The 18834-nt window shown below is 73.9% G+C and carries 17 protein-coding genes and 1 pseudogene; 12 read left to right on the top strand and 6 right to left on the bottom strand.

What is annotated here, in order from left to right; translation table 11 throughout:
• The first annotated feature begins 3 nt into the window (after nucleotides 1-3).
• The gene (locus ACN28A_RS31370) at nucleotides 4-528 is read left to right on the top strand and encodes an Lrp/AsnC family transcriptional regulator (protein ID WP_421401416.1); all 525 of its coding nucleotides are present in this window, start codon (nucleotides 4-6) and stop codon (nucleotides 526-528) included.
• On the opposite strand, the gene ACN28A_RS31365 is transcribed toward ACN28A_RS31370, so the two are convergent.
• Nucleotides 458-1069: a histidine phosphatase family protein gene (locus tag ACN28A_RS31365; RefSeq protein WP_421401413.1), complete on the bottom strand. Its 612-nt coding sequence runs from the start codon at nucleotides 1067-1069 to the stop codon at nucleotides 458-460. The genes ACN28A_RS31370 and ACN28A_RS31365 overlap by 71 nt on opposite strands.
• Nucleotides 1070-1105: 36 nt before the next feature.
• Nucleotides 1106-2554: an RICIN domain-containing protein gene (locus tag ACN28A_RS31360; RefSeq protein ID WP_421401411.1), complete on the bottom strand. Its 1449-nt coding sequence runs from the start codon at nucleotides 2552-2554 to the stop codon at nucleotides 1106-1108.
• A gap of 287 nt (nucleotides 2555-2841) precedes the next feature.
• On the opposite strand from ACN28A_RS31360, the gene ACN28A_RS31355 reads away from it, so the two are divergent.
• On the top strand, nucleotides 2842-3036 hold the full coding sequence (locus tag ACN28A_RS31355; protein ID WP_421401408.1) for a CsbD family protein: 195 nt from the start codon (nucleotides 2842-2844) through the stop codon (nucleotides 3034-3036).
• 19 nt (nucleotides 3037-3055) lie between these two features.
• On the opposite strand, the gene ACN28A_RS31350 is transcribed toward ACN28A_RS31355, so the two are convergent.
• A complete protein-coding gene (locus ACN28A_RS31350; RefSeq protein WP_421401406.1) occupies nucleotides 3056-4492 on the bottom strand; it encodes a KamA family radical SAM protein in 1437 nt (478 codons plus the stop codon).
• Between the two features lie 289 nt (nucleotides 4493-4781).
• Here ACN28A_RS31350 and ACN28A_RS31345 point away from each other — a divergent pair, with 289 nt between their 5' ends.
• The 9 genes and pseudogenes from ACN28A_RS31345 to ACN28A_RS31305 all read left to right on the top strand — a co-directional run bounded on the left by ACN28A_RS31345 (nucleotide 4782) and on the right by ACN28A_RS31305 (nucleotide 15329).
• Nucleotides 4782-5813, top strand: coding sequence for a zinc-binding alcohol dehydrogenase (locus ACN28A_RS31345; RefSeq protein ID WP_421404738.1), 1032 nt, complete (start codon nucleotides 4782-4784; stop codon nucleotides 5811-5813).
• A gap of 25 nt (nucleotides 5814-5838) precedes the next feature.
• On the top strand, nucleotides 5839-7437 hold the full coding sequence (locus ACN28A_RS31340; protein WP_421404736.1) for an amidohydrolase: 1599 nt from the start codon (nucleotides 5839-5841) through the stop codon (nucleotides 7435-7437).
• Between the two features lie 21 nt (nucleotides 7438-7458).
• Complete coding sequence (locus ACN28A_RS31335; RefSeq protein ID WP_421401404.1) at nucleotides 7459-9111, top strand: lysine 5,6-aminomutase subunit alpha TIM-barrel domain-containing protein; 1653 nt, start codon at nucleotides 7459-7461, stop codon at nucleotides 9109-9111.
• Nucleotides 9108-9836 (top strand): annotated as a pseudogene (locus ACN28A_RS31330) (OAM dimerization domain-containing protein); the annotation flags it as partial. The gene ACN28A_RS31335 and the pseudogene ACN28A_RS31330, both read left to right, overlap by 4 nt.
• A gap of 125 nt (nucleotides 9837-9961) precedes the next feature.
• A complete protein-coding gene (locus ACN28A_RS31325; protein WP_421404734.1) occupies nucleotides 9962-10378 on the top strand; it encodes a hotdog domain-containing protein in 417 nt (138 codons plus the stop codon).
• A 2-nt stretch (nucleotides 10379-10380) separates the two neighbouring features.
• On the top strand, nucleotides 10381-11721 hold the full coding sequence (locus ACN28A_RS31320) for a glutamate mutase L (RefSeq protein WP_421401402.1): 1341 nt from the start codon (nucleotides 10381-10383) through the stop codon (nucleotides 11719-11721).
• Between the two features lie 583 nt (nucleotides 11722-12304).
• Entirely contained in the window at nucleotides 12305-13939 is a 1635-nt protein-coding gene (gene lnt, locus ACN28A_RS31315; protein ID WP_421404732.1) for an apolipoprotein N-acyltransferase, read from the top strand.
• Entirely contained in the window at nucleotides 13936-14739 is an 804-nt protein-coding gene (locus ACN28A_RS31310; RefSeq protein WP_421401400.1) for a polyprenol monophosphomannose synthase, read from the top strand. Before lnt ends, ACN28A_RS31310 begins: the two co-directional genes overlap by 4 nt.
• Before the next feature lie 59 nt (nucleotides 14740-14798).
• Nucleotides 14799-15329 (top strand): FxsA family protein, encoded by a 531-nt coding sequence (locus tag ACN28A_RS31305; RefSeq protein WP_421401398.1) that lies wholly within the window; start codon nucleotides 14799-14801, stop codon nucleotides 15327-15329.
• A 92-nt stretch (nucleotides 15330-15421) separates the two neighbouring features.
• Here ACN28A_RS31305 and ACN28A_RS31300 read toward each other — a convergent pair whose 3' ends face one another.
• Complete coding sequence (locus tag ACN28A_RS31300; RefSeq protein ID WP_101366032.1) at nucleotides 15422-15763, bottom strand: RNA polymerase-binding protein RbpA; 342 nt, start codon at nucleotides 15761-15763, stop codon at nucleotides 15422-15424.
• A 223-nt stretch (nucleotides 15764-15986) separates the two neighbouring features.
• Nucleotides 15987-17129, bottom strand: a complete 1143-nt coding sequence (locus ACN28A_RS31295) for a hypothetical protein (RefSeq protein ID WP_421401395.1) — start codon at nucleotides 17127-17129, stop codon at nucleotides 15987-15989.
• A gap of 144 nt (nucleotides 17130-17273) precedes the next feature.
• Between ACN28A_RS31295 and ACN28A_RS31290 the strand changes: the two genes are divergently transcribed.
• Nucleotides 17274-17984, top strand: coding sequence for a class I SAM-dependent methyltransferase (locus ACN28A_RS31290; RefSeq protein WP_421401392.1), 711 nt, complete (start codon nucleotides 17274-17276; stop codon nucleotides 17982-17984).
• 43 nt (nucleotides 17985-18027) lie between these two features.
• Here ACN28A_RS31290 and ACN28A_RS31285 read toward each other — a convergent pair whose 3' ends face one another.
• Nucleotides 18028-18828 (bottom strand): aminoglycoside N(3)-acetyltransferase, encoded by an 801-nt coding sequence (locus tag ACN28A_RS31285; protein ID WP_421401389.1) that lies wholly within the window; start codon nucleotides 18826-18828, stop codon nucleotides 18028-18030.
• Nucleotides 18829-18834: the final 6 nt, after the last annotated feature.

Below are 18834 nucleotides of genomic sequence, written 5' to 3'. Positions count from 1 at the left end.
GCCGTGGAGGAGACCGATCGGGCGATCGTGGCGGCGCTGGCCGCCGACGGCCGGCTGTCGTACACGGACCTGGCCGAGCGGGTGGGGCTGTCGGTCTCCGCGGTGCACCAGCGGGTCCGCCGGCTGGAGCAACGCGGTGTGATCAAGGGGTACGCGGCGCGGATCGCGTTCGAGGCGATCGACCTGCCGCTGAGCGCCTTCGTGGCGATCCGGCCGCTGGATCCGTCGCAGCCCGACGACGCGCCGGAGCGGCTGGCCCACCTGCCGGAGATCGACTCGTGCTACTCGGTGGCGGGGGAGGACTTCTACCTGCTGCTGGTCCGGGTGGCCAGTCCGGTCGACCTGGAACGGGTGCTCCAGGAGATCCGCACGGCGGCGAACGTCACCACCCGGACGACTGTGGTGCTCTCCATTCCGTACGAGAGCCGCCCGCCGAAGCTGCCGGCGACCTCGAAGCTCAGTTCGGACCCGGCGTCGGCTCGGCTGCGGGCGCTGCCGCCCGACCCGGCGAGTTCCAGCGCAGGATGACCGGGCGGCCGTGCTCGTAGCCGAGCGCGGAGACCGTCGCGGTGTCCAGGCGCAGCCGGCCGCCGTCGCCGGCCGGTAGTCCGATCCAGCGCGCCCCGGCCACCCGCAGGCTGTGCCCGTGCGCGACCAGCGCCACGTCGCCGCTGTCGAGCAGGTCGGCGGCTCGGGCCAACACCCTGTCCAGCCGGGCACCGACCTGCTCCGGGGACTCCCCGCCGGGGCAGCCGTCGGTCCAGAGCAGCCAGTCCGGGCGGTCCCGGCGGATCTGCTCGGTGGTCAGCCCCTCGTAGTCGCCGTAGTTCCACTCGCGGAGGTCGTCGACCACCTCGCTGACGGGCAGCCCGGCGAGTTCCGCGGTGCGCAGCGCCCGCCGCCGGGGGCTGGCGAGGACGGCGGCGAAGGAGCGCCCGCCGAGCTCCCCGGCGATCCGCCGGGCCTGCCGCTCGCCGTCCGGGGTCAGCTCCAGATCCGTGTACGAGGTGTGCCGGTGACCGGCACTCCAGCTGGTCTCCCCGTGCCGGACGAGTATGATCTCCGCCATCGCCCGATGGTAGCCGTGCTCAGGACCCCTCCGGTGTCACGACTGGGTCCGGGTCCACTGCTGGTTCGTCCCGCTGCCGCAGCTGTACTGGGTGACGTCGGTGCCGTCGGTGGTGCCGCCGCTGACCACGTCGAGGCACTTGCCGCTGTGCCGGGCCCGGAGCTGGTGGTAGCCGCCGGTGGCGACCCACTGCCACTGCTGGTTGCTGCCGGCGCCGCAGCCGTACTGGATGACGTTGGCGCCGTCGGCCGTCGAGGCGGAGGCGACGTCGAGGCACTTGCCGCTGTTCTGGTTGACGATCCGGAAGTACCCGCCGCCGGCGTCCTGGAACTCCCACCTCTGGTTCCCGCCGCCGTTCCAGGCGTACTGCTTGACCTCGGCGTTGTCGGCCGTGGAGTTGCCGACCACGTCGAGGACCTTTCCGCTGTGCCGGGCGGTGATCCGGTGGTAGGGCGGCGACTGGCCGGTGACGACGCCGGTGGCGGTGTCGATGGTGATCGTCGGGTACCAGCTCAGGCTCATGCTGGTGCTGGACGGGAAGCTGATCGGCAGCCAGACATACTGGGAGTCGTTCACCGGCCCGCCCCAGGCGCCGGCCCAGCGGTCGCCCAGGTAGAGGTAGCTGGTGGTGGAGCTGCCCTGGATCGGCAGCACGTAGGTCGGCTGGGACCGGAAGGTGGTCGAGTCGCCGACGTTCGTCCAGCCGCTCCACGGGCCGGAGATGCTTGCCGCGGTGGCGTACCTGGCCTGGTTGGGGTTCCAGCCGGTTGCCCCCGAGGTGAGCAGGAAGTAGGTGCTGCCGCGCTTGAACATCGCCGGTGCCTCGCGGTGGGCGTCGTTCCAGAAGTTGCCGACCAGGGTGGCGACGTTCAGGTAGTCCGGTGTGAGCCGGTAGATGTGCAGGTCGTAGTTCTCGTCGGCGGCCGAGATCATGTACGCGGTGCCGTTGTCGTTGTAGAGCGTGATGTCCCGGGACATGTGCTGGCCGAGCGGCCGGAAGCTGCCGTGGTAGGTGTAGTTGCCGTCCACGGTGGCGGCGGAGGCGACGGCGGCGCGGGCCTCGTTGTAGTTGGAGCCGTTCTCCTTGTGCATCCACATCACGTACCGGCCGGTGCTGGCGTTGTAGACCACCTTCGGTCGTTCGATGTTGGCGACCTGCAACTCGGCGGCGGACGACTGGGTGAGTACGTTGTTGCGGAACTCCCAGTCGCGCAGGTTGGTGGAGCGGTACACGGAGACGGCCCGGAAGGTGTTGTCCGGGTTGCGGTTCTCGCCGAACCAGTAGTAGTGGTCGCCGACCTTCAGCACCCCACCGCCGTGCGCCTGGAGCAGGTTGCCGCCGGTGTCGCGGAACTGCGTGCCGTTGGTGATGGTGACCGGCGCCGCCTGGGCGGGCGTCTCCGGTCCCGCCACCGCCACCAGGATGGCCGCCGCGCCGACGGCCAGCGCCGTGCCGAGCGATCCGAGCCGGCTCTTCGTTCGCACAGTCGCCGTCCTTCCTGCCTGGATGGACACGGTCTCATAGAAGCCAATCGATGTCGAGCACGCCCCCCTGGTGGTCGCTACTGTAAGCTAGCGTCCTAGGATGCCTTACGCGATGTGCCTGCGGTGACAGCCCGAGAAGGCACTACCGGCACCGACGTTGAGAACCCGCCCGGAAGATCCGTTCAGCAGCGTTACGTGCTGATTAGCCAGGTTTCATGCCAGCCCTGCCGGGCAAGCGACCTGGGAGCAGCCGCCGCGAGCGGAGGCATCGAGGTGAGGAGTGCGACATGAGTGCCATGGACAAGATGCGCAACAAGGCGGAGGAGTTGAAGGGCGCCGCCAAGGAGCGGATGGGCGACCGGACCGACAACGAGCAGATGCGTGGCGAGGGCGCCTCCGAGCAGATGCGGGCCAAGGCGAAGCAGGCCGGCTCCAACATGAAGGACGCCGGCCGCAACGCCAGGGAGACGTTCGACCGTTGAGGTCGCCGTCGGCCCGTCCTCAGTGATCCGTCTGAGCGCCGTGCCGGGCCCACCAGGCCCGGCCGGCCTCGGGCAGGCTGTCGATCGGGTCGTAGTAGGCGTACCGCCGGTCCAGCGCGGCGAGGTCGTCGGACTCGATCGACGTACGGTAGTTCTTGGTCCAGTAGGAGATGCCGCGTTCCCGGTCGTACTCGGTGACCATGTGCACCCAGCGCTTGCCGACGAAGGGCACGTCACAGACGATCCGCGGGGTGGCGTAGCCGGGCAGGTAGCCCATCATGTCGTGCTGGAGCCGCTGGGCGTGCCAGACCGGCACCCGCCAGTGTTCCGCGTTCGGGATCATGTCGCACATGTAGAAGTAGTACGGCAGGATTCCCGCTTCCCCCTGGAGTGCGAAGCAGAGGTCGAGCAGGTCGGCGGCGGTCGCGTTGACTCCGCGCATCAGTACACCCTGGTTGCGCACGTCCCGGACGCCGACCTCCAGGGCGGTCTGCGCGGCGCGGGCGACCAGCGGGGTTAGCGACCGCACGTGGTTGACGTGGGTGTGGATGGCGAGGTTGACGCCGCGCCGGGCGGCGGTCCGGGCGACCCGTTCGAGTCCCTCCACCACCTCGGGCTGGAGCCAGTGCTGGGGTAGTCCGGCGAGCGCCTTGGTGGCCAGCCGGATGTCCCGGATCGTCTCGATCTGGAGCAGCCGCATCAGGTACGACTCCAGGTGCCGCCACGGCACGTTGGCGACGTCGCCGCCGGAGACGACCACGTCCCGTACGCCGGGGTGGGCGCGCAGGTAGTCGACGTGCGCGTCGTACCTGTCGACGGGCTTGAGGCTGAGCCGGAGCTTTTGCACCGTCGGGGTGGAGTTGCCGACCAGGTCCATCCGGGTGCAGTGCCCGCAGTACTGGGGGCAGGTGGAGAGCAGTTCGGCGAGCACCTTGGTGGGGTAGCGGTGGGTGAGTCCCTCGGCGACCCACATGTCGTGTTCGTGCAGCGAGTCGCGGGTGGCGTACGGGTGGGAGGGCCAGTCGGTGCGCCGGTCGCCGGCGAGCGGCAGCATGTACCGGCGGATCGGGTCGGCCCGGAAGGCGTCGGTGCTGACCGGGCCGTCCGGCATCATCGTGTTGAGCATCTGCGGCGGGACCAGCATCGACATGGTGGCCCGGGTGGCCTGGTCGGTGTCGAGGTCGGCGTAGCAGTCGTCGTCGACGCCGTCGCCGAGGACGGCGCGGAGCTGCTTGACGTTCTTGACGCAGTTGGCGCGCTGCCACTGCGCGGACTCCCACTGTTCGCGGGTGACGTGCCGCCAGCCGGGGAAGCGGGTCCAGTCGGGTTCGACCAGGGCGCGGCGGCGGTATTCGTACGGCTGGCCGGTGCCGGGCCGTTCGGTCGGGTCCGGGTGTGCCGGTCCGGCGGGGTCGCGGGGGGCGAGCACGGCGGTTGCCGGTTCGACCTGGGTCACGGCGCCTCCTCCAGTCTTTCGGGTACCGGTCGTTCGGATGCCGGCGGGCTGCGGCGGGCGGTTGGCCTCGACCTGCACCTTGACCTTGAACGCTACTGGAAGATTTCCCGTCGAGGAAATATCCTGCCGTAAGTTTTCCCGTTGCTAGCGGGTCTGAGGGCGAGTCTGTCGGCCGGCCTGCCGAGCTGATGCCCCGTCGGACGGGATGCCCCGTCCGACGGAGGTCGGGTCGGGCGGGACGGCGGGAGGAGGAGACGCGGTGCGGACAACCCGGGAGAATGCGGCGGGGGTGACCTCGGCGGTCGGACTGCACCGGGTACGGGAGCCGGCCGGCGTGCTGCCGCAGGCGGCGTACCGGTTGGACGCCGGGGGCGAGATCGGCGCCGACGAGGTGCGGATCCGGATCGAGCGGCTGAACCTGGACGCGGCGAGCTTCCGGCAGTTGTCGGAGAAGCACGGCGGGGACGGCGCGGCGGTCCGGGCCGAGGTGCTCGGCATCATCCGCGAGCGCGGCAAGATGCACAATCCGGTCACCGGTTCCGGTGGCATGCTCGTCGGCACGGTCGCCGAGGTGGGGCCGGAGTCGCCGCTGCCGGTCAGGCCCGGCGACCGGGTCGCGACGCTTGTCTCGCTCACCCTGACCCCGCTGGCGGTCACCGACGAGCTGGCCGGCTGGGACGGCCGCTCCGAGCAGGTCCCCTGCGCCGGGCACGCGATCCTGTTCGCCCGCTCGATCGTCGCGGTACTCCCGGACGACCTCGACCCCCGGCTGAGCCTTTCGGTCTTCGACGTCTGCGGCGCGCCGGCGCTGACCGCCCGCACGGTGCGCGGATATCCGGCGCCCCGGGTGGCGGTGCTCGGCGGGGCCGGCAAGAGCGGTTCGCTGGCCCTGGCCGCCGCCCGGCAGGCGGGGGCCGCCCGGACGGTCGGGGTGGTGCCGGTGCCGGCCGAGCGGGACCGGCTGGTCGCCGCCGGCCTGGCCGACGAGGTGGTCCTCGCCGACGCCCGGGACCCGGTGGGGCTGGCGGCGGCGGTGACGGGTGCGCTGGGCGCTCCGGCGGACGTGACGGTGGTCTGTGTGGACGTGCCCGGCTGCGAGCACGGGGCGATCCTGGCCACCGCCGACGGCGGGACGGTGGTCTTCTTCTCGATGGCGACGAGTTTCGCCGCGGCGGCGCTCGGTGCCGAGGGGTTGGCCGCCGACGTGACGATGCTGATCGGCAACGGTTACCTGCCGGGGCACGCCGACTACGCGCTGTCGTTGCTGCGTACGGTGCCCGGTGTGCGGGCGCTGTTCGCCGAGCGGCTGGCGGCAGACTGATGCCATGACGAACCCCTCGACCGCGGTGCCGAATCCCCCGACGCTCTACCGTGGCGGCCGGTTGTACTCTCCGGCGGATCCGCAGGCCACCGCGCTGCTGGTCCGGGACGGCCGGATCGACTGGCTCGGCGCGGACGCCGACGCCCCGGCCGCCGACCGGGTGGTGGACCTCGACGCCGCGCTGGTGACCCCGGCGTTCGTGGACGCGCACGTGCACGCCACCGACACCGGGCTGGCGCTGTCCGGGCTGGACCTGTCCGGGGCGCGCTCGGCGGCGGACGTCTGCGCGGCGGTCGCCAGTTTCGCGGCCGGCCTGCCGGCGGACGCGGTGGTGCTCGGGCACGGCTGGGACGAGTCGGCCTGGCCGGACGGGCGGGTGCCGGACGCGGCGGAGCTGGACCGGGCGGCCGGCGGCCGGCGCGTGTACCTGTCCCAGGCGTCGATCCATTCGGCGCTCTGTTCGTCGGCGTTGCTGGCGGCGGTGCCGCGGGTTTCCGGGGTGCCGGGTTTCGACGCCTCGGGGTGGCTGCGCCGGGATGCCCACCACGTGGTGCGGGAGCTGGCGCTCGGGTCGGTGACCGGTGGGCAGCGGCGGGCGGCGCAGCGGGTGGCGTTGCGCCGGGCGGCGTCGCTGGGGATCGCGGCGGTGCACGAGTGCGGTGGTCCGGAGATCTCCAGCGAGGCGGATTTCACGGCGGTCCTCGGGCTGTCCGGTGTGGACGGCCCGGAGGTGTACGGCTACTGGGGTGAGTTGATGGGTGCGGCCCGGGCCCGGCAGTTGGGTGCGGTCGGTGCGGGTGGCGACCTCTTCGCGGACGGGGCGCTGGGTGCCCGTACGGCGTACCTGTCGGTGCCGTACGAAGACGGTGCGCCGGGGGCGTGCGGGCACGGCTACCTGACCTCGGAGCAGGTGCGGGATCATCTGCTGGACTGTGCCGGGCACGGGATGCAAGGCGGTTTCCACGCGATCGGGGACGCGGCGGTCGACACCGTGCTGGCCGGGTTCGCCGGTGCGGCGCGGGTGCTCGGGGTGGAGCGGGTGCGGGCGGCGCGGCACCGGGTCGAGCATGCCGAGATCGTCGACAAGCGGCTGATCGCCGGTTTCGTCGAGTACGGGATCGTGGCGAGCATGCAGCCGGCGTTCGACCGGTTGTGGGGTGGCGAGCGGCAGATGTACGCGTCCCGGCTGGGGGTGCGGCGGTCGCTGGAGTCGAATCCGATGGGTGCGATGCACGGGGTCGGGGTGACGCTGGCGTTCGGTTCGGACTCGCCGGTGACGCCGCTGGACCCGTGGGGTTCGGTGCGGGCGGCGATGGCGCATTTCAATCCGGCACAGCGGATGGGTGCCCGGGCGGCGTTCGCGGCGCACACCCGGGGTGGCTGGCTGGCGGTGCCGGCGGACGCGGCGGGCCGGGATCCCCGGCTGACCGAGGGGATGCTGGTGCCGGGCGCGGCGGCGACGTTCGCGGTCTGGTCGACGCCGGCCGGGGTGGCCGGTGGGCTGCCGGTGCTGGTGTCGGCGAGTCCGGAGGAGCGCGGCCCGGCGGATCCGACGCCGCTGCCGACGTGCCGGCGGACGGTGCTGCGCGGCTCGGTCATCTACGACGGGGAGGGCGCGTCGTGACGCGACAGTGGGGGTTGGTCGATGGTGTCGGGTAGCGCGGCGGCGGGCAGGCGGGTGCCGGTTCGGGTTACCGGGTCGGTGCCGGATCCGGTCGGCAAGCTGGCGCTGGATCCGGTGTTGGTGGCCCGGGCGCGGGAGTTGGCCCGCCGGGCCGGGCAGCCGGTGGTGGAGCTGGCCCGGTGCCACACGACGGTGTCGGTGGAGCGGGCGGTGTTGCGGCTGGCCGGGGTGACCGGTGCGGACCCGGACGGGATTCCGTGGGTGAACCGGCTGCTCGACGCGGTGGTGGTGGATGTCGGGCTGCGGCACGGGGTGGCGGTGCCGGTCTTCGACGCGCTGCTGCGCGACCTCGGTTCGGCGCCGGCGGCCGCGGACGTCGGTGCGGCGCTGACGTTGCTGGCCCAGAAGGCGGCGGCCGGGTCGGTCCGGTTCGAGGTGCCGGCGGGCCGGCGGGCCCGGTCGGCCCGGGCGGCGGCGCGCCGGGCGGTCGGCGCGGGTCTGCGCCGGATCGACCGCCGCCGGGTGGAGCGGGACCGGATGGTACGCCGGCACGGCGATCCCGCCCGGCGGCCGTGGATCTATCTGATCGTGGCGACCGGGGACATCTACGAGGACATCCCGCAGGCGCAGGCGGCGGCGCGGGCCGGGGCGGACGTGATCGCGGTGATCCGGTCGACGGGTCAGTCGCTGCTGGACTACGTGCCGGAGGGGGCGACCCGGGAGGGCTTCGCGGGGACGTACGCGACGCAGCAGAACTTCCGGCTGATGCGGGCGGCCCTGGACGAGTCCTCCAGGGAGTTGGGCCGGTACGTCCGGTTGACCAACTACGCCTCCGGGTTGTGCATGCCGGAGATGGCGGTGCTGGCCGGCCTGGAGCGGCTGGACATGATGCTGAACGACTCGATGTACGGGATCCTGTTCCGGGACATCAACCCGGTGCGGACCTTCGTCGACCAGCGGTTCTCCCGGCAGGTGCACGCCCGGGCGGGGATCGTCATCAACACCGGTGAGGACAACTACCTGACCACGGCGGACGCGGTCGACGAGGCGCACACGGTGACGGTGTCGCAGCTGCTCAACGAGTACTTCGCGCACGAGGCCGGGTTGCCGGACGCGCAGTTGGGGCTGGGGCACGCGTTCGAGATCGACCCGGATCTGCCGGAGTCGTTCCGGTTGGAGTTGGCGCACGCGCTGCTGGCCCGGGAGCTGTTCCCGGAGGCGCCGTTGAAGTGGATGCCGCCGACCCGGCACATGACCGGGGACGTGTTCCGGGGCAACCTGCTGGACGGCTTCTTCAACCTGGTGGGTGCGATGACCGGGCAGGGCATCCTGCTGGTCGGGATGATGACCGAGGCGGTGGTGACGCCGTGGTTGTCGGACCGGGACATCGCCCTGCAGAACGTCCGGTACGTGCTGGGGGCGGCCGGCGGGCTGCACGAGGACTTCGTGCCGGCGCCGGGCGGGTTCATCCAGCGGCGGGCGGCGACGGTGCTCGGCGAGGCGGTGACGTTGTTGGAGCGGATCGCCGACGGTGGGCTGTTGCCGGCGATCGCGGACGGCACGTTCGGGATCACGAAGCGGCCGGCTGACCGGGGGCGGGGCCTTTCCGGGGTGGCGGCGCACGCCGACGACTACTACAACCCGGCGACGGAGTTGCTGGAGGCGGGACGGTGAGCGGCGGTCCGGTCGTCCGGCCGTACGGGGACGCGACCGGGGACGGGATGGTGCAGGTGTCGTTCACCCTGCCGGTGCCGCACGACAAGCGGGCCGAGGGGGCGGCGCTGCAACTGGCGGCGAAGATGGGCCTGGAGCCGGCGATGCTGGTGCACGCCCGGCAGATGGGGGACGGCTTCACCTTCTTCGTCGTCTACGGCCGGGTGAACCACCTGGTGGACCTGGCGGCGGTGCGGGTGGTGGAGCGGGACTATCCGCTGCTGTCGGCGAAGGAGGTCAACGCCCTGGTCCGGCGGCGGCTGCGCCGCAAGCTGTCGGTCGTCGGGGCGTGCATCGGCACCGACGCGCACACCGTCGGGATCGACGCGATCCTGAACGTGAAGGGGATCGCCGGGGAGAAGGGCCTGGAGTACTACCGGGAGTTGCGGGTGACGAACCTCGGTGCCCAGGTGAGCGTGCCGGAGCTGGTGGCGGCGGCCCGGGCGGAGCGGGCGGACGCGGTGCTGGTGTCGCAGGTGGTGACGCAGCGGGACGCGCACCTGCACAACACCCGGGAGATGTCGGCGGCGTTCCGGGAGGCGATGCCGGCGGGCCGGCGGCCGCTGCTGGTGGTCGGGGGTCCCCGGTTCGACGAGTTGATGGCCGGTGAGCTGGGGGTGGACCGGATCTTCGGCCGGGGTACCACGCCGGGTGAGGTGGCCAGCTATCTGGTGCACCGGCTGGTGGTCGGCGCCGAGGATCGGCGGGCGGCCGGGGTGCCGGCCGCTGATCGGGATCGATCGGACGGCCGGGACACGGAATCGGTGGGCCGGGATGTGGAAGGGGTGGCCGGATGACCGGAGTGGACGGGGTGCCGGATCCGCGGTTGGGGCTGACGGTGCTGCACCGGCGGTACGTGCCGTACTCGCACGCGCACTACGCCGGCAACCTGGTCGACGGGGCGTACGCGCTGGGGTTGTTCGGTGACGTGGCGACCGAGGTGTGTATCCGGACCGACGGTGACGAGGGGCTGTTCGCCGGGTACGCGGACGTGCGGTTCGGCGCGCCGATCCGGGCCGGTGACGTGCTGGAGGTGGCGGCGACGGTGGTCCGGGTCGGTACCCGCAGCCGCACGCTGGAGCTGGAGTGCCGGGTGGTGTGCCGGGGCCGGCCGGACCGGGGCGGGTCGGCGGCCGAGGTGCTCGATCCGCCGGTGGTGGCGGTGACCGCCGTCGGCACGGTGGTGGTCCCGCCCGCCGGCGCACCGGCCGAGGGCGGGCCCCGGTAGCGGTGGTCTCGTACGCGGTCTGCGCCGACGTCGGCTCCACCTGGACGAAGGTGGCGGTGCTGGACCTGGCCGACGGCACGCTGCTGGCGTCGGCGTCGGTGCGGACCACGGTCGGCACCGACGTGCTGCACGGCCTGGACGCGGCGGTGGCGCAGGCGACCGCCGGCCTTCCCGGTGCCGCCGCACCCTGGTATGTCTGCTCGTCGGCCGGGGGTGGGTTGCGGCTGGCGGTGCTCGGCTACGAGGAGCTGGTCACGGCGCGGGCCGGGCACCAGGTCGGGTTGTCGGCCGGGGCGCGGGTGGTGCACGTCGGTGCGGGTCGGCTCGACGGGGCCGGGTTGGCGGCGCTGCGGGCGGCCCGGCCGGACGTGGTGCTGTTGGTCGGCGGGACCGACGGCGGCGACGCCGAGGTGCTGACCGCGAACGCGGGCCGGCTGGCTCGGGCCCGTTTCAGGGTGCCGGTGGTGGTGGCCGGGAACGCGGTGGCCGCCCCGGCGGTCGCCGAGCTGCTGGCCGGGCGGGGGGTGCCGGTGACGGTGGCCGGCAACGTGCTGCCGTCGATCGGCGTACTGGCGCCGCAGCCGGCCCGGTCGGCGATCCGGGAGGTGTTCCTGCGGCACGTGATCGGCGGCAAGCGGCTGTCCCGGGGGAGCCGGTTCGCCGCGCTGGTCCGGGCGGCGACCCCGGACGCGGTGTTGACCGGGGTGGAGGTGCTGGCCGACCGGCTCGGCGGTGACCTGCTGGTCGTCGACGTCGGCGGTGCGACCACTGACGTGTACTCGGTGCTGGTGCCGGACGAGCGGGATTCGGGTCCGGGGCGTCCGGCGGCCGGGACGCTGTGGCGGGCCCGGACCGTGGAGGGTGATCTCGGGGTGCGGTGGAGCGCACCCGGGGTGGTGCGGGCGGCGGCGGCGGAGCGGCTGCTGTCGCCGGGCGAGGAGGAGCCGCTGGCGGCGGTGGCGGGCACGCTGGCGGCCGATCCGGGCCGGCTGGTGGGTGGGGGTCCGGAGCGGGCGGCGGAGCGGCGGATCGCGGCGCTGGCGGCCGTGCTGGCGGTGCGCCGGCACGCCCGGGGCGGCGATGGTGCGGCCGGGCAGCCGGCGCGGGACCTGCGGGAGGTGCGGCTGCTGGTCGGTTCCGGCGGGGTGTTCCGGCATGCCGGGCCGGACGCGGCCGGGCTGCTCGACGGGGTGTTGACCGACTATCCGGGCGGCTGGGCGCTGCCCCGGTCGGCCCGTACGGTGGTCGACGTCACATACGTGCTGGCGGCGGCGGGGTTGTTGGCGGCGGCGCATCCGGGCGCCGCCGCGGGGCTGCTGCACCGGCACCTGCTGGCCGGTTGATCGGGCTGCCGGTGGGTTTCCGGCGGGCGAACGGAGGGCGAACCGGGGGCGGCCCGGCGCGGCGGGTCCGACACGCCGCATCGAACTCCGACGACTGGCCGGGGGGCGGTTGACAGTGCCCGGGGGGTAGCACGTACCGTCTTTGAGTCCTACAACGGGAAGCGGCTGTTGTTCGCTTCGTCCCTTCGTCCGCTGGCCGAGCGGCATGTGAACGTGTCGTCGCAACGGCCAGGTCCAGCGGGCGGGGGTCGGCGGGGCGGCGCGAACCGGCTGCGGTTACCGGTGCTCGGGCAGGGTGGTGCAGACGGCCAGTAGACAACGGCCCGACGGGAACAGCCAGTTCACGTCCGGTCGGTCCGAAGGTCGTGCTGCGGGCCCTACCACACCGGCCGGGGAGGGCCTGGGAGCATCGGGGCGCGGCCTGTCGGCCGCGCCCCGATTTTCGTCTCCTCCTCCATTCTTCGGTCCGGTGCCGGCGGCGGTGTGGATGCCGGTTCGGGTGGCCGGCCGGTAGCCTTCCGCAGGTGGTGTCAGCGGCGCCGGAGCCGGTGGCCTTCGAGGAAGACGTGAGGCGCGCGTGACAGTGACGGCCGAGCTGACGGAGAGCGCCGAGGGCGGCCGGCGGCCCGCCGGGCCGGCCGGGCGGCCACTGCCGCTCTGGCTGGCGGTGCCGGCGGCGGTCGGCGCCGGGCTGGTGCTGCTGCTGGCGTTCCCGCCGTACGGGGTGTGGTGGCTGGCGCCGGCCGGGGTGGCGCTGCTGTCGGCGGCGGTGCACCGGCGGCGGCTGCGGGCCGGGTTCGGGCTCGGCGCGCTGGCCGGGCTGGCGCTGTTCCTGCCGATGCTGAGCTGGACAAACCTGTACACCGGTAACGTGCCGTGGCTGCTGTTGTCGGGGTTGCAGGCGGCCTACCTGGGGCTGTTGGGGCTGACACTGGCGTTCACCGGCCCGCTGGTGGATCGGTTCCGCTGGTCGTGGCCGCTGGTGACCGGCGTGGCGTGGGTGGCGCAGGAGGCGCTGCGGGACCGGACTCCGTTCGGCGGTTTCCCGTGGGGGCGGCTGGCGTTCAGCCAGGGTGACTCGCCGCTGCTGCGGCTGGCCGGGTACGGGGGTGCTCCGCTCGTCACCTTCGCGGTGGCGCTGGCGGGTGGGCTGCTGGTGGCGGCGGTGTGGCGGCCGTGGCGGGTGCTGCCGTCGGCCGGCCGGGGGGTGGGGTTCGCCGCCGGCGCGGTCGCGCTGGTGGCCGGCGGGCTGCTGGTGCCGCTGGCGGGGACCGGGCCGCAGACCGCCGAGGTCGCGATCGTGCAGGGCAACGTGCCCCGGATGGGGCTGGACTTCAACGCGCAGCGGCGGGCGGTGCTGGACAACCACGTCGAGGCGACGATCGAGCTGGGCCGGCGGGTCGCGGCCGGTGAGGCGCGGCGGCCGGATCTGGTGGTCTGGCCGGAGAACTCCAGCGACGTGGACCCGACCCGAGACGCGCGGGCGGGGCGGCGGATCTCGGAGGCGGCGGACGCGGTCGGCGCCCCGATCCTGGTCGGCGCGGTGCTGCTCGGCCCGGACGAGGGGCAGGTGCGCAACGCGGGGCTGGTGTGGCTGCCGGGTTCCGGCCGGGACGGGTCGCAGATGTACGTGAAGCGGCATCCGGTGCCGTTCGCCGAGTACGTGCCGCTGCGTGACGTCGCCCGGCTGGTCAGCAAGGAGGTCGACCGGGTACGCAACGACTTCGTCGCCGGCACCGAGCCGGGGGTGCTGCGGGTCGGCGGCGTGACCCTCGGTGACGTGATCTGTTTCGAGGTCGCCTACGACGAGGTGGTCCGGGACACCGTGACCGGTGGGGCGCAGGTGCTGGTGGTGCAGACCAACAACGCCACCTTCGACGTCGCCGAGGCGGAGCAGCAGTTGGCGATGGTGCGGCTGCGGGCGGTGGAGCACGGCCGGGAGGCGTTGATGGCCTCGACGGTCGGAGTTTCCGGGTTCGTGGGGGCCGATGGGCGGGTAACCGGGGCGACCGGGTTCAACACCGCGGCGGTGGTGACCCGGCAGATGCACCTCGGGGAGACCCGTACGGTCGCCACCCGGGTCGGCCTGTGGCCGGAGGTGGCGCTGCTGGCCGTGGCGGCGGCGGCGCTGGCCGGCGCGGCGCTGACCCGTCGACGTCCGCTCCCCGGGGTCGGTACGGCGACGGCCGGCGACCCGGCGGATGCGGAGGAGCGGTGAACGAGTCGACGGACGGGCACGGGGACGGCTATCCGGGCGTCGGTCGGGTGCTGGTGGTGGTCCCCACCTACAACGAGGCCGACAACGTCGGCGTGATCGTCGACCGGGTGCACCGGGCGGCGCCGCGGGTGCGGGTGCTGATCGTCGACGACAACAGCCCGGACGGCACGGGTGCGGTCGCGGACCGGATGGCGGCGGCGGACTCCCGGGTGCACGTGCTGCACCGGCCCGGCAAGCAGGGCCTGGGTGCGGCGTACGTGGCGGGGTTCGGTTGGGCCGCCGAGCACGGGTACGACGCGGTGGTGGAGATGGACGCCGACGGCTCGCACGCACCGGAGGAGCTGCCCCGGTTGTTGGACGCGGCCCGGGACGCGGACGTGGTGATCGGTTCCCGCTGGACGACGGGCGGTCAGGTGGTGGACTGGCCGTGGCACCGGCAGCTGCTGTCCCGGGGCGGCAACCTCTACACCCGGCTGGCGTTGGGGATGCCGTTGTCGGACGCGACGGGCGGGTTCCGGGTGTACCGGGTGCCGGCGCTGGCCCGCCTCGACCTCGACTCGGTCGCCTCGCAGGGGTACTCGTTCCAGGTGGAACTGGCCTGGCGGGCGCACCGGGCCGGGCTGCGTACCGTGGAGGTGCCGATCACGTTCGCCGAGCGGGAGCGGGGGACGAGCAAGATGAGCCCGGTGATCGTCGGTGAGGCGTTGTGGCGGGTCACGCTCTGGTCGGTGACGGACCGCCGGACGGTGTCGGGCCGGTCGGCGGAGATCCGTGGCGACCAGCGGCTCCGCTGGCCCTGACCGGCGGCGTGTCATGCTGGACGTACGGGATTGTGGGCCCGACATCCGGATGGGGTGACATGCGCCGAGGGTTGAGGTTCGTGCCGCTGGCACTGCTGCTGACCGGGATCGTGGAGGTCGCGGTCTTCGTGCTGCTCGGCCGGTGGATCGGGTTCGGTTGGGCGATCCTGCTGGTGCTCGCCGCCTCGCTGGCCGGGATGGTCCTGCTGCGCCGGGAGGGGTTGCGGGCCTGGCGGGGGTTCCGGGCCGCAGTCGAGGCGGGCCAGCCGCCGGGCAGCCAGGTCAGCGACGGTCTGGTGGGTCTGCTCGCCGGGTTGCTGCTGGTGATTCCCGGCCTGGTCACCGGGTTGGTCGGGGTGCTGCTGACGGTGCCGCTGGTGCGCCGCGCCGTCCGGAGGCAGGTGCAGGGGGTCGCCGAGCGGCGGGTTTCCGGTCAGGCCGCCGGGGACCTGTTCGGGCCGCGTCGGGTGCGGGTCCGGCGGGGTGAGCCGCGTCCGGACGCCGCTCCGCCGCCGGCCGATCCGGGGCCGCCGCCGGCCGCTGCCGGTGGGGCGATCGAGGGCGAGATCGTCGAGCCGCGCCGCCCCTGAGAGTGCTGCCGCCGGGGCGCGTCGACAGAGACGGCACCGCCCCCACGGCGTGCGGGCCGTGAGGGCGGTGGGTGTCGCTGGTGTGTTGCCGGTCAGGCCCGGCCGCGCCGGGTGCGGACCTCTTCGAGCCGTTCGGCGAGGATGCTCTCCAGCTCGGCGATGGAGCGGCGCTCCAGCAGCATGTCCCAGTGGGTACGCGGCGGCTTGGCCTTCTTCTGCTCCGGCTCGCTGCCGTCGACCAGCCGGGCGACGCTGCCGTCGAACTTGCATTCCCAGGTCATCGGCACTTCGGCATCGACGGCGAAGGGTACTTCGAACTGGTGGCCCTTGGCGCAGAGGTACTCTCGGGTCTGTCGCGGGGCAAGCTCGGTGTTGCGGTCGGATTCGTAGCTGACTGCTCCCAGACGGCTCCCGCGCAGCATGCGCTCGCCCATGATCGGCTTTCCCCTCGGTCGTGATGGTGGTTCTTATCGGTGTAACGACAGGTGCCGGGTGGGCGATTCCCGCCGCCGGCAGAAACGTACAAGTGGTCAAACGCTCCGAGCGTAGCCGGATCTCCTCGCAGGTGATCGGGATCACCTGCGTCCGTGGGGAATTGCCGCGATATGTCGGCTGACGTCCTGCGGGATGCCCACCGGCCGCCGCCGGAGCCGGTGGTCACGGTTCGGCGGGCGGTCCGGCGGCTGCCGGCTGGCCGGTCGAGTTGCCGGCGGCGGTTCGGGCGCTCAGCCCGGCCAGCGCGGCGGCGAGGTCGCTGACCTGGGTGGAGAGCTGGGCGGCCCGGTCCCGGGCCGCGTCCCGGTCGGCCTGCGCCGCCGACAGGCGTACCGTCAGCTCGCCGAGCCGGGCCTCGGCGGCGGTCGTGGCGTCCCGGGCGGCCCGCAGCTCGGTCCGGGTCCGCTCCAGCTCGGCGGTGGCGGTGGCGGCCGTGTCGCGGGCCTGCGCGGCGTCCGCCGCCGCCCGCCCGGCCTCGGCGCGGAGGCTGGCCGCCTCCGTCGCGGAGTTCCGCGCGGCGGTCCGGGCCTGCTCCGCCGCCGTCCGGAACCGTTCCGCCTGGTCGAGCGCCTCGGCGGCCGACCGGGTCGCCCGGGCCGACTCGGCGCGGGCGGTGTCGCGGTCCCGGGCCAGCTCGGCCAGTTCCCGGGTCAGTTCGGTCAGCCGGCGTCGGTCGGCCTCCGCCTCGGCGCGCAGCGCCCGCAGGTCGCGCCGGGCGGCGTCGCGGTCCTGCTCGGCCTGGGTACGCAGCGCGGCGGCGGCGCTTTCCGCCTGCTGGGCGGCGTCCCGGGCGGCGAGCGCGGCGGTGGTCTCGGCGCCGGCCCGCTCGGCGGCCAGGGCGGCCCGTTCGGATTCCTCCCGGGCGGCGGCCCGGTCGGCGACGGCGGCGCTGGCGGCCTGCTGGGCCTGGCGCAGGGTGACCGCCGCCGCCTCGGCCTCCCGGCGGGCCTCGTCCCGTTCGGTCTGTGCCGCCGCGATCTGGCTGGCCGCCTCGGCCCGCACCTCGGCGAGTCGGCGTTCCACCCCGACCGGGGAGAGTTCGGCGTGCAGCGCCTCGGCGAGTGCCTCGGTGACCTGGTCGAGCCGGTCGACCACCTCCCAGGTGCGGGCCACCTGACCGGCCAGCCCGGGCGCGTTGCGGTGCCGCATCCGCTGGTTGCGGGAGGCCCGCTGGCAGGCGCCGTCGTTGTCCCGGCAGTAGCGGAATGGCCGGCCCGCCGCCGCCCGCTGCGGCACCGGCCGTCCACAGTGGGCACAGGGCCGGGTATCCGCCGTCGGGTCGGGGGTGGGGTTCTGCGCGTCCATCGCCGGGGAAGTCTAGTGCCGACCGTCGCGCGGACCGGCGGGCCGGCGCGGTAAATCGGCTGTCCCCGCCCGGCCGGGGCGGCGATACTGGCGCCTCGCCCCGCGAAGGTTCCGGACGGGCCGGGGCGGGGACGGAGGAGACGGATGGACGGGCGGCACCCCGACTGGTGGCTCGACGAGCTGGCGTACGCCGGCCCGGAGCACCTCGACCCGACCTACGTCGACGGCTACGACCGCAAGGCCGGCCACGACCCGCGGTCCGACCTGGAGATCCTGCGCCGGCACGGGCTGGCCGGCGACGCCACCCTCGTCGACCTCGGCGCCGGCACCGGCCGGCTCACCCTGGCCGCCGCCCGGCTGTGCCGGCGGGTGGTGGCGGTGGACGTCTCGGCGGCGATGCTGGCCCGGCTGCGGGCCGAGGCCGAGCGGGCCGGCCTGGCCAACGTCGAGGTGGTCCGGGCCGGGTTTCTCGGCTACCACCACCAGGGACCGCCGGCCGACCTGGTCTACAGCCGGCACGCCTTGCACCAGTTGCCGGACTTCTGGAAGGCGGTCGCGTTGACCCGGGTCGCCAGCCTGCTGCGGCCGGGCGGGGTGCTGCTGCTGCGCGACCTGGTCTACACCTTCGAGCCGGCGCAGGCGGCGGAGCAACTCGAGACCTGGCTGGCCGGGGCCGCCGGGTCGAGTGCCGACGGCTGGACCAGGGCCGAACTGGCCACCCACATCCGTACCGAGTACAGCACCTTCAACTGGTTGCTCGAACCGATGCTGGAACGGGCCGGCTTCCGGATCGTCGAGGCGACGCCGAGCCGGGACCCGGCCACCTACGCGGGGTACGTCTGCGTCCGGAACTGACGTCCGTCGAGGCGCCGGGCGGAGGCGGTGCCGCCGGGTGGGGTCACGACCGCACGGCGCCGCGGTTCGCGGCGATCCAGGCCGTGCCGAAGTCCACCACGGCCCGCTGCGACATCAGCCGCGCGGTCGCCTCGCCGACCCGGCCGACCGACACCGCACCGGTCGCGTCGAACGCCGCACCGAGCCGCTCGAAGTCGCCCTCGTCCGCGACCACCTCGTCCCAGGTCAGCCACTGGCGGACGCCGTCCGACCCGAGTACGGACGCCCCGGCGGTACCGCGTGGCGGTGTCTCCTGCCGCGTTTCGGCCAGGTGCAGCGAGGTGTTCGAGCCGTGTCCACAGCCGAGCAGGAGCACCCTGCCGTCGAGCCGGTTGACCGCGCCGAGCGGTGACCGCTCGCCGTGCGGGTCACCGAGCGGATGGGAGCCGACGATCTCGTCGGCGTGCCGGCCCAGCGCGGCGCAGGAGACCTGCGGATGGCTGCTGCGCACCGCGTCGGGCCAGCCGCGCGCCGTCTCGGCGACGACGCCCATCCAGCGGCTCGGCGTGCGGGCCGGGTCGAAACCCGGCATCCGGTCCCGGATCTCCGCCCACCAGGCCGCCGGAACCGGCGGGTTGCGCCAGCCGGCGGGGTCGCTGTTGTCCGGCGTGTGGGTGGGCACGACGAGCGTCCCGTCGGGGCCGAGCACGTCCAGCAGCGCCTGCACGACCGCCTGCGGACCGCCGGCGACGAACCCCAGGCTGCGCATCGACGAGTGCAGCAGGACGACGTCGCCGGCCGCGAGGCCGAGATGGCGCAGGTCGGACGCGAGCGAGTGGACCGTGTGCGGCGACGTCTGCTCCACCCGGGC

It is taken from the genome of Plantactinospora sp. WMMB782, assembly GCF_049179135.1.
Taxonomy (GTDB): Bacteria; Actinomycetota; Actinomycetes; order Mycobacteriales; family Micromonosporaceae; genus Plantactinospora.
Note: the sequence above shows the minus strand (reverse complement) of the source record. Positions and strands in the feature narration are given on the sequence as shown.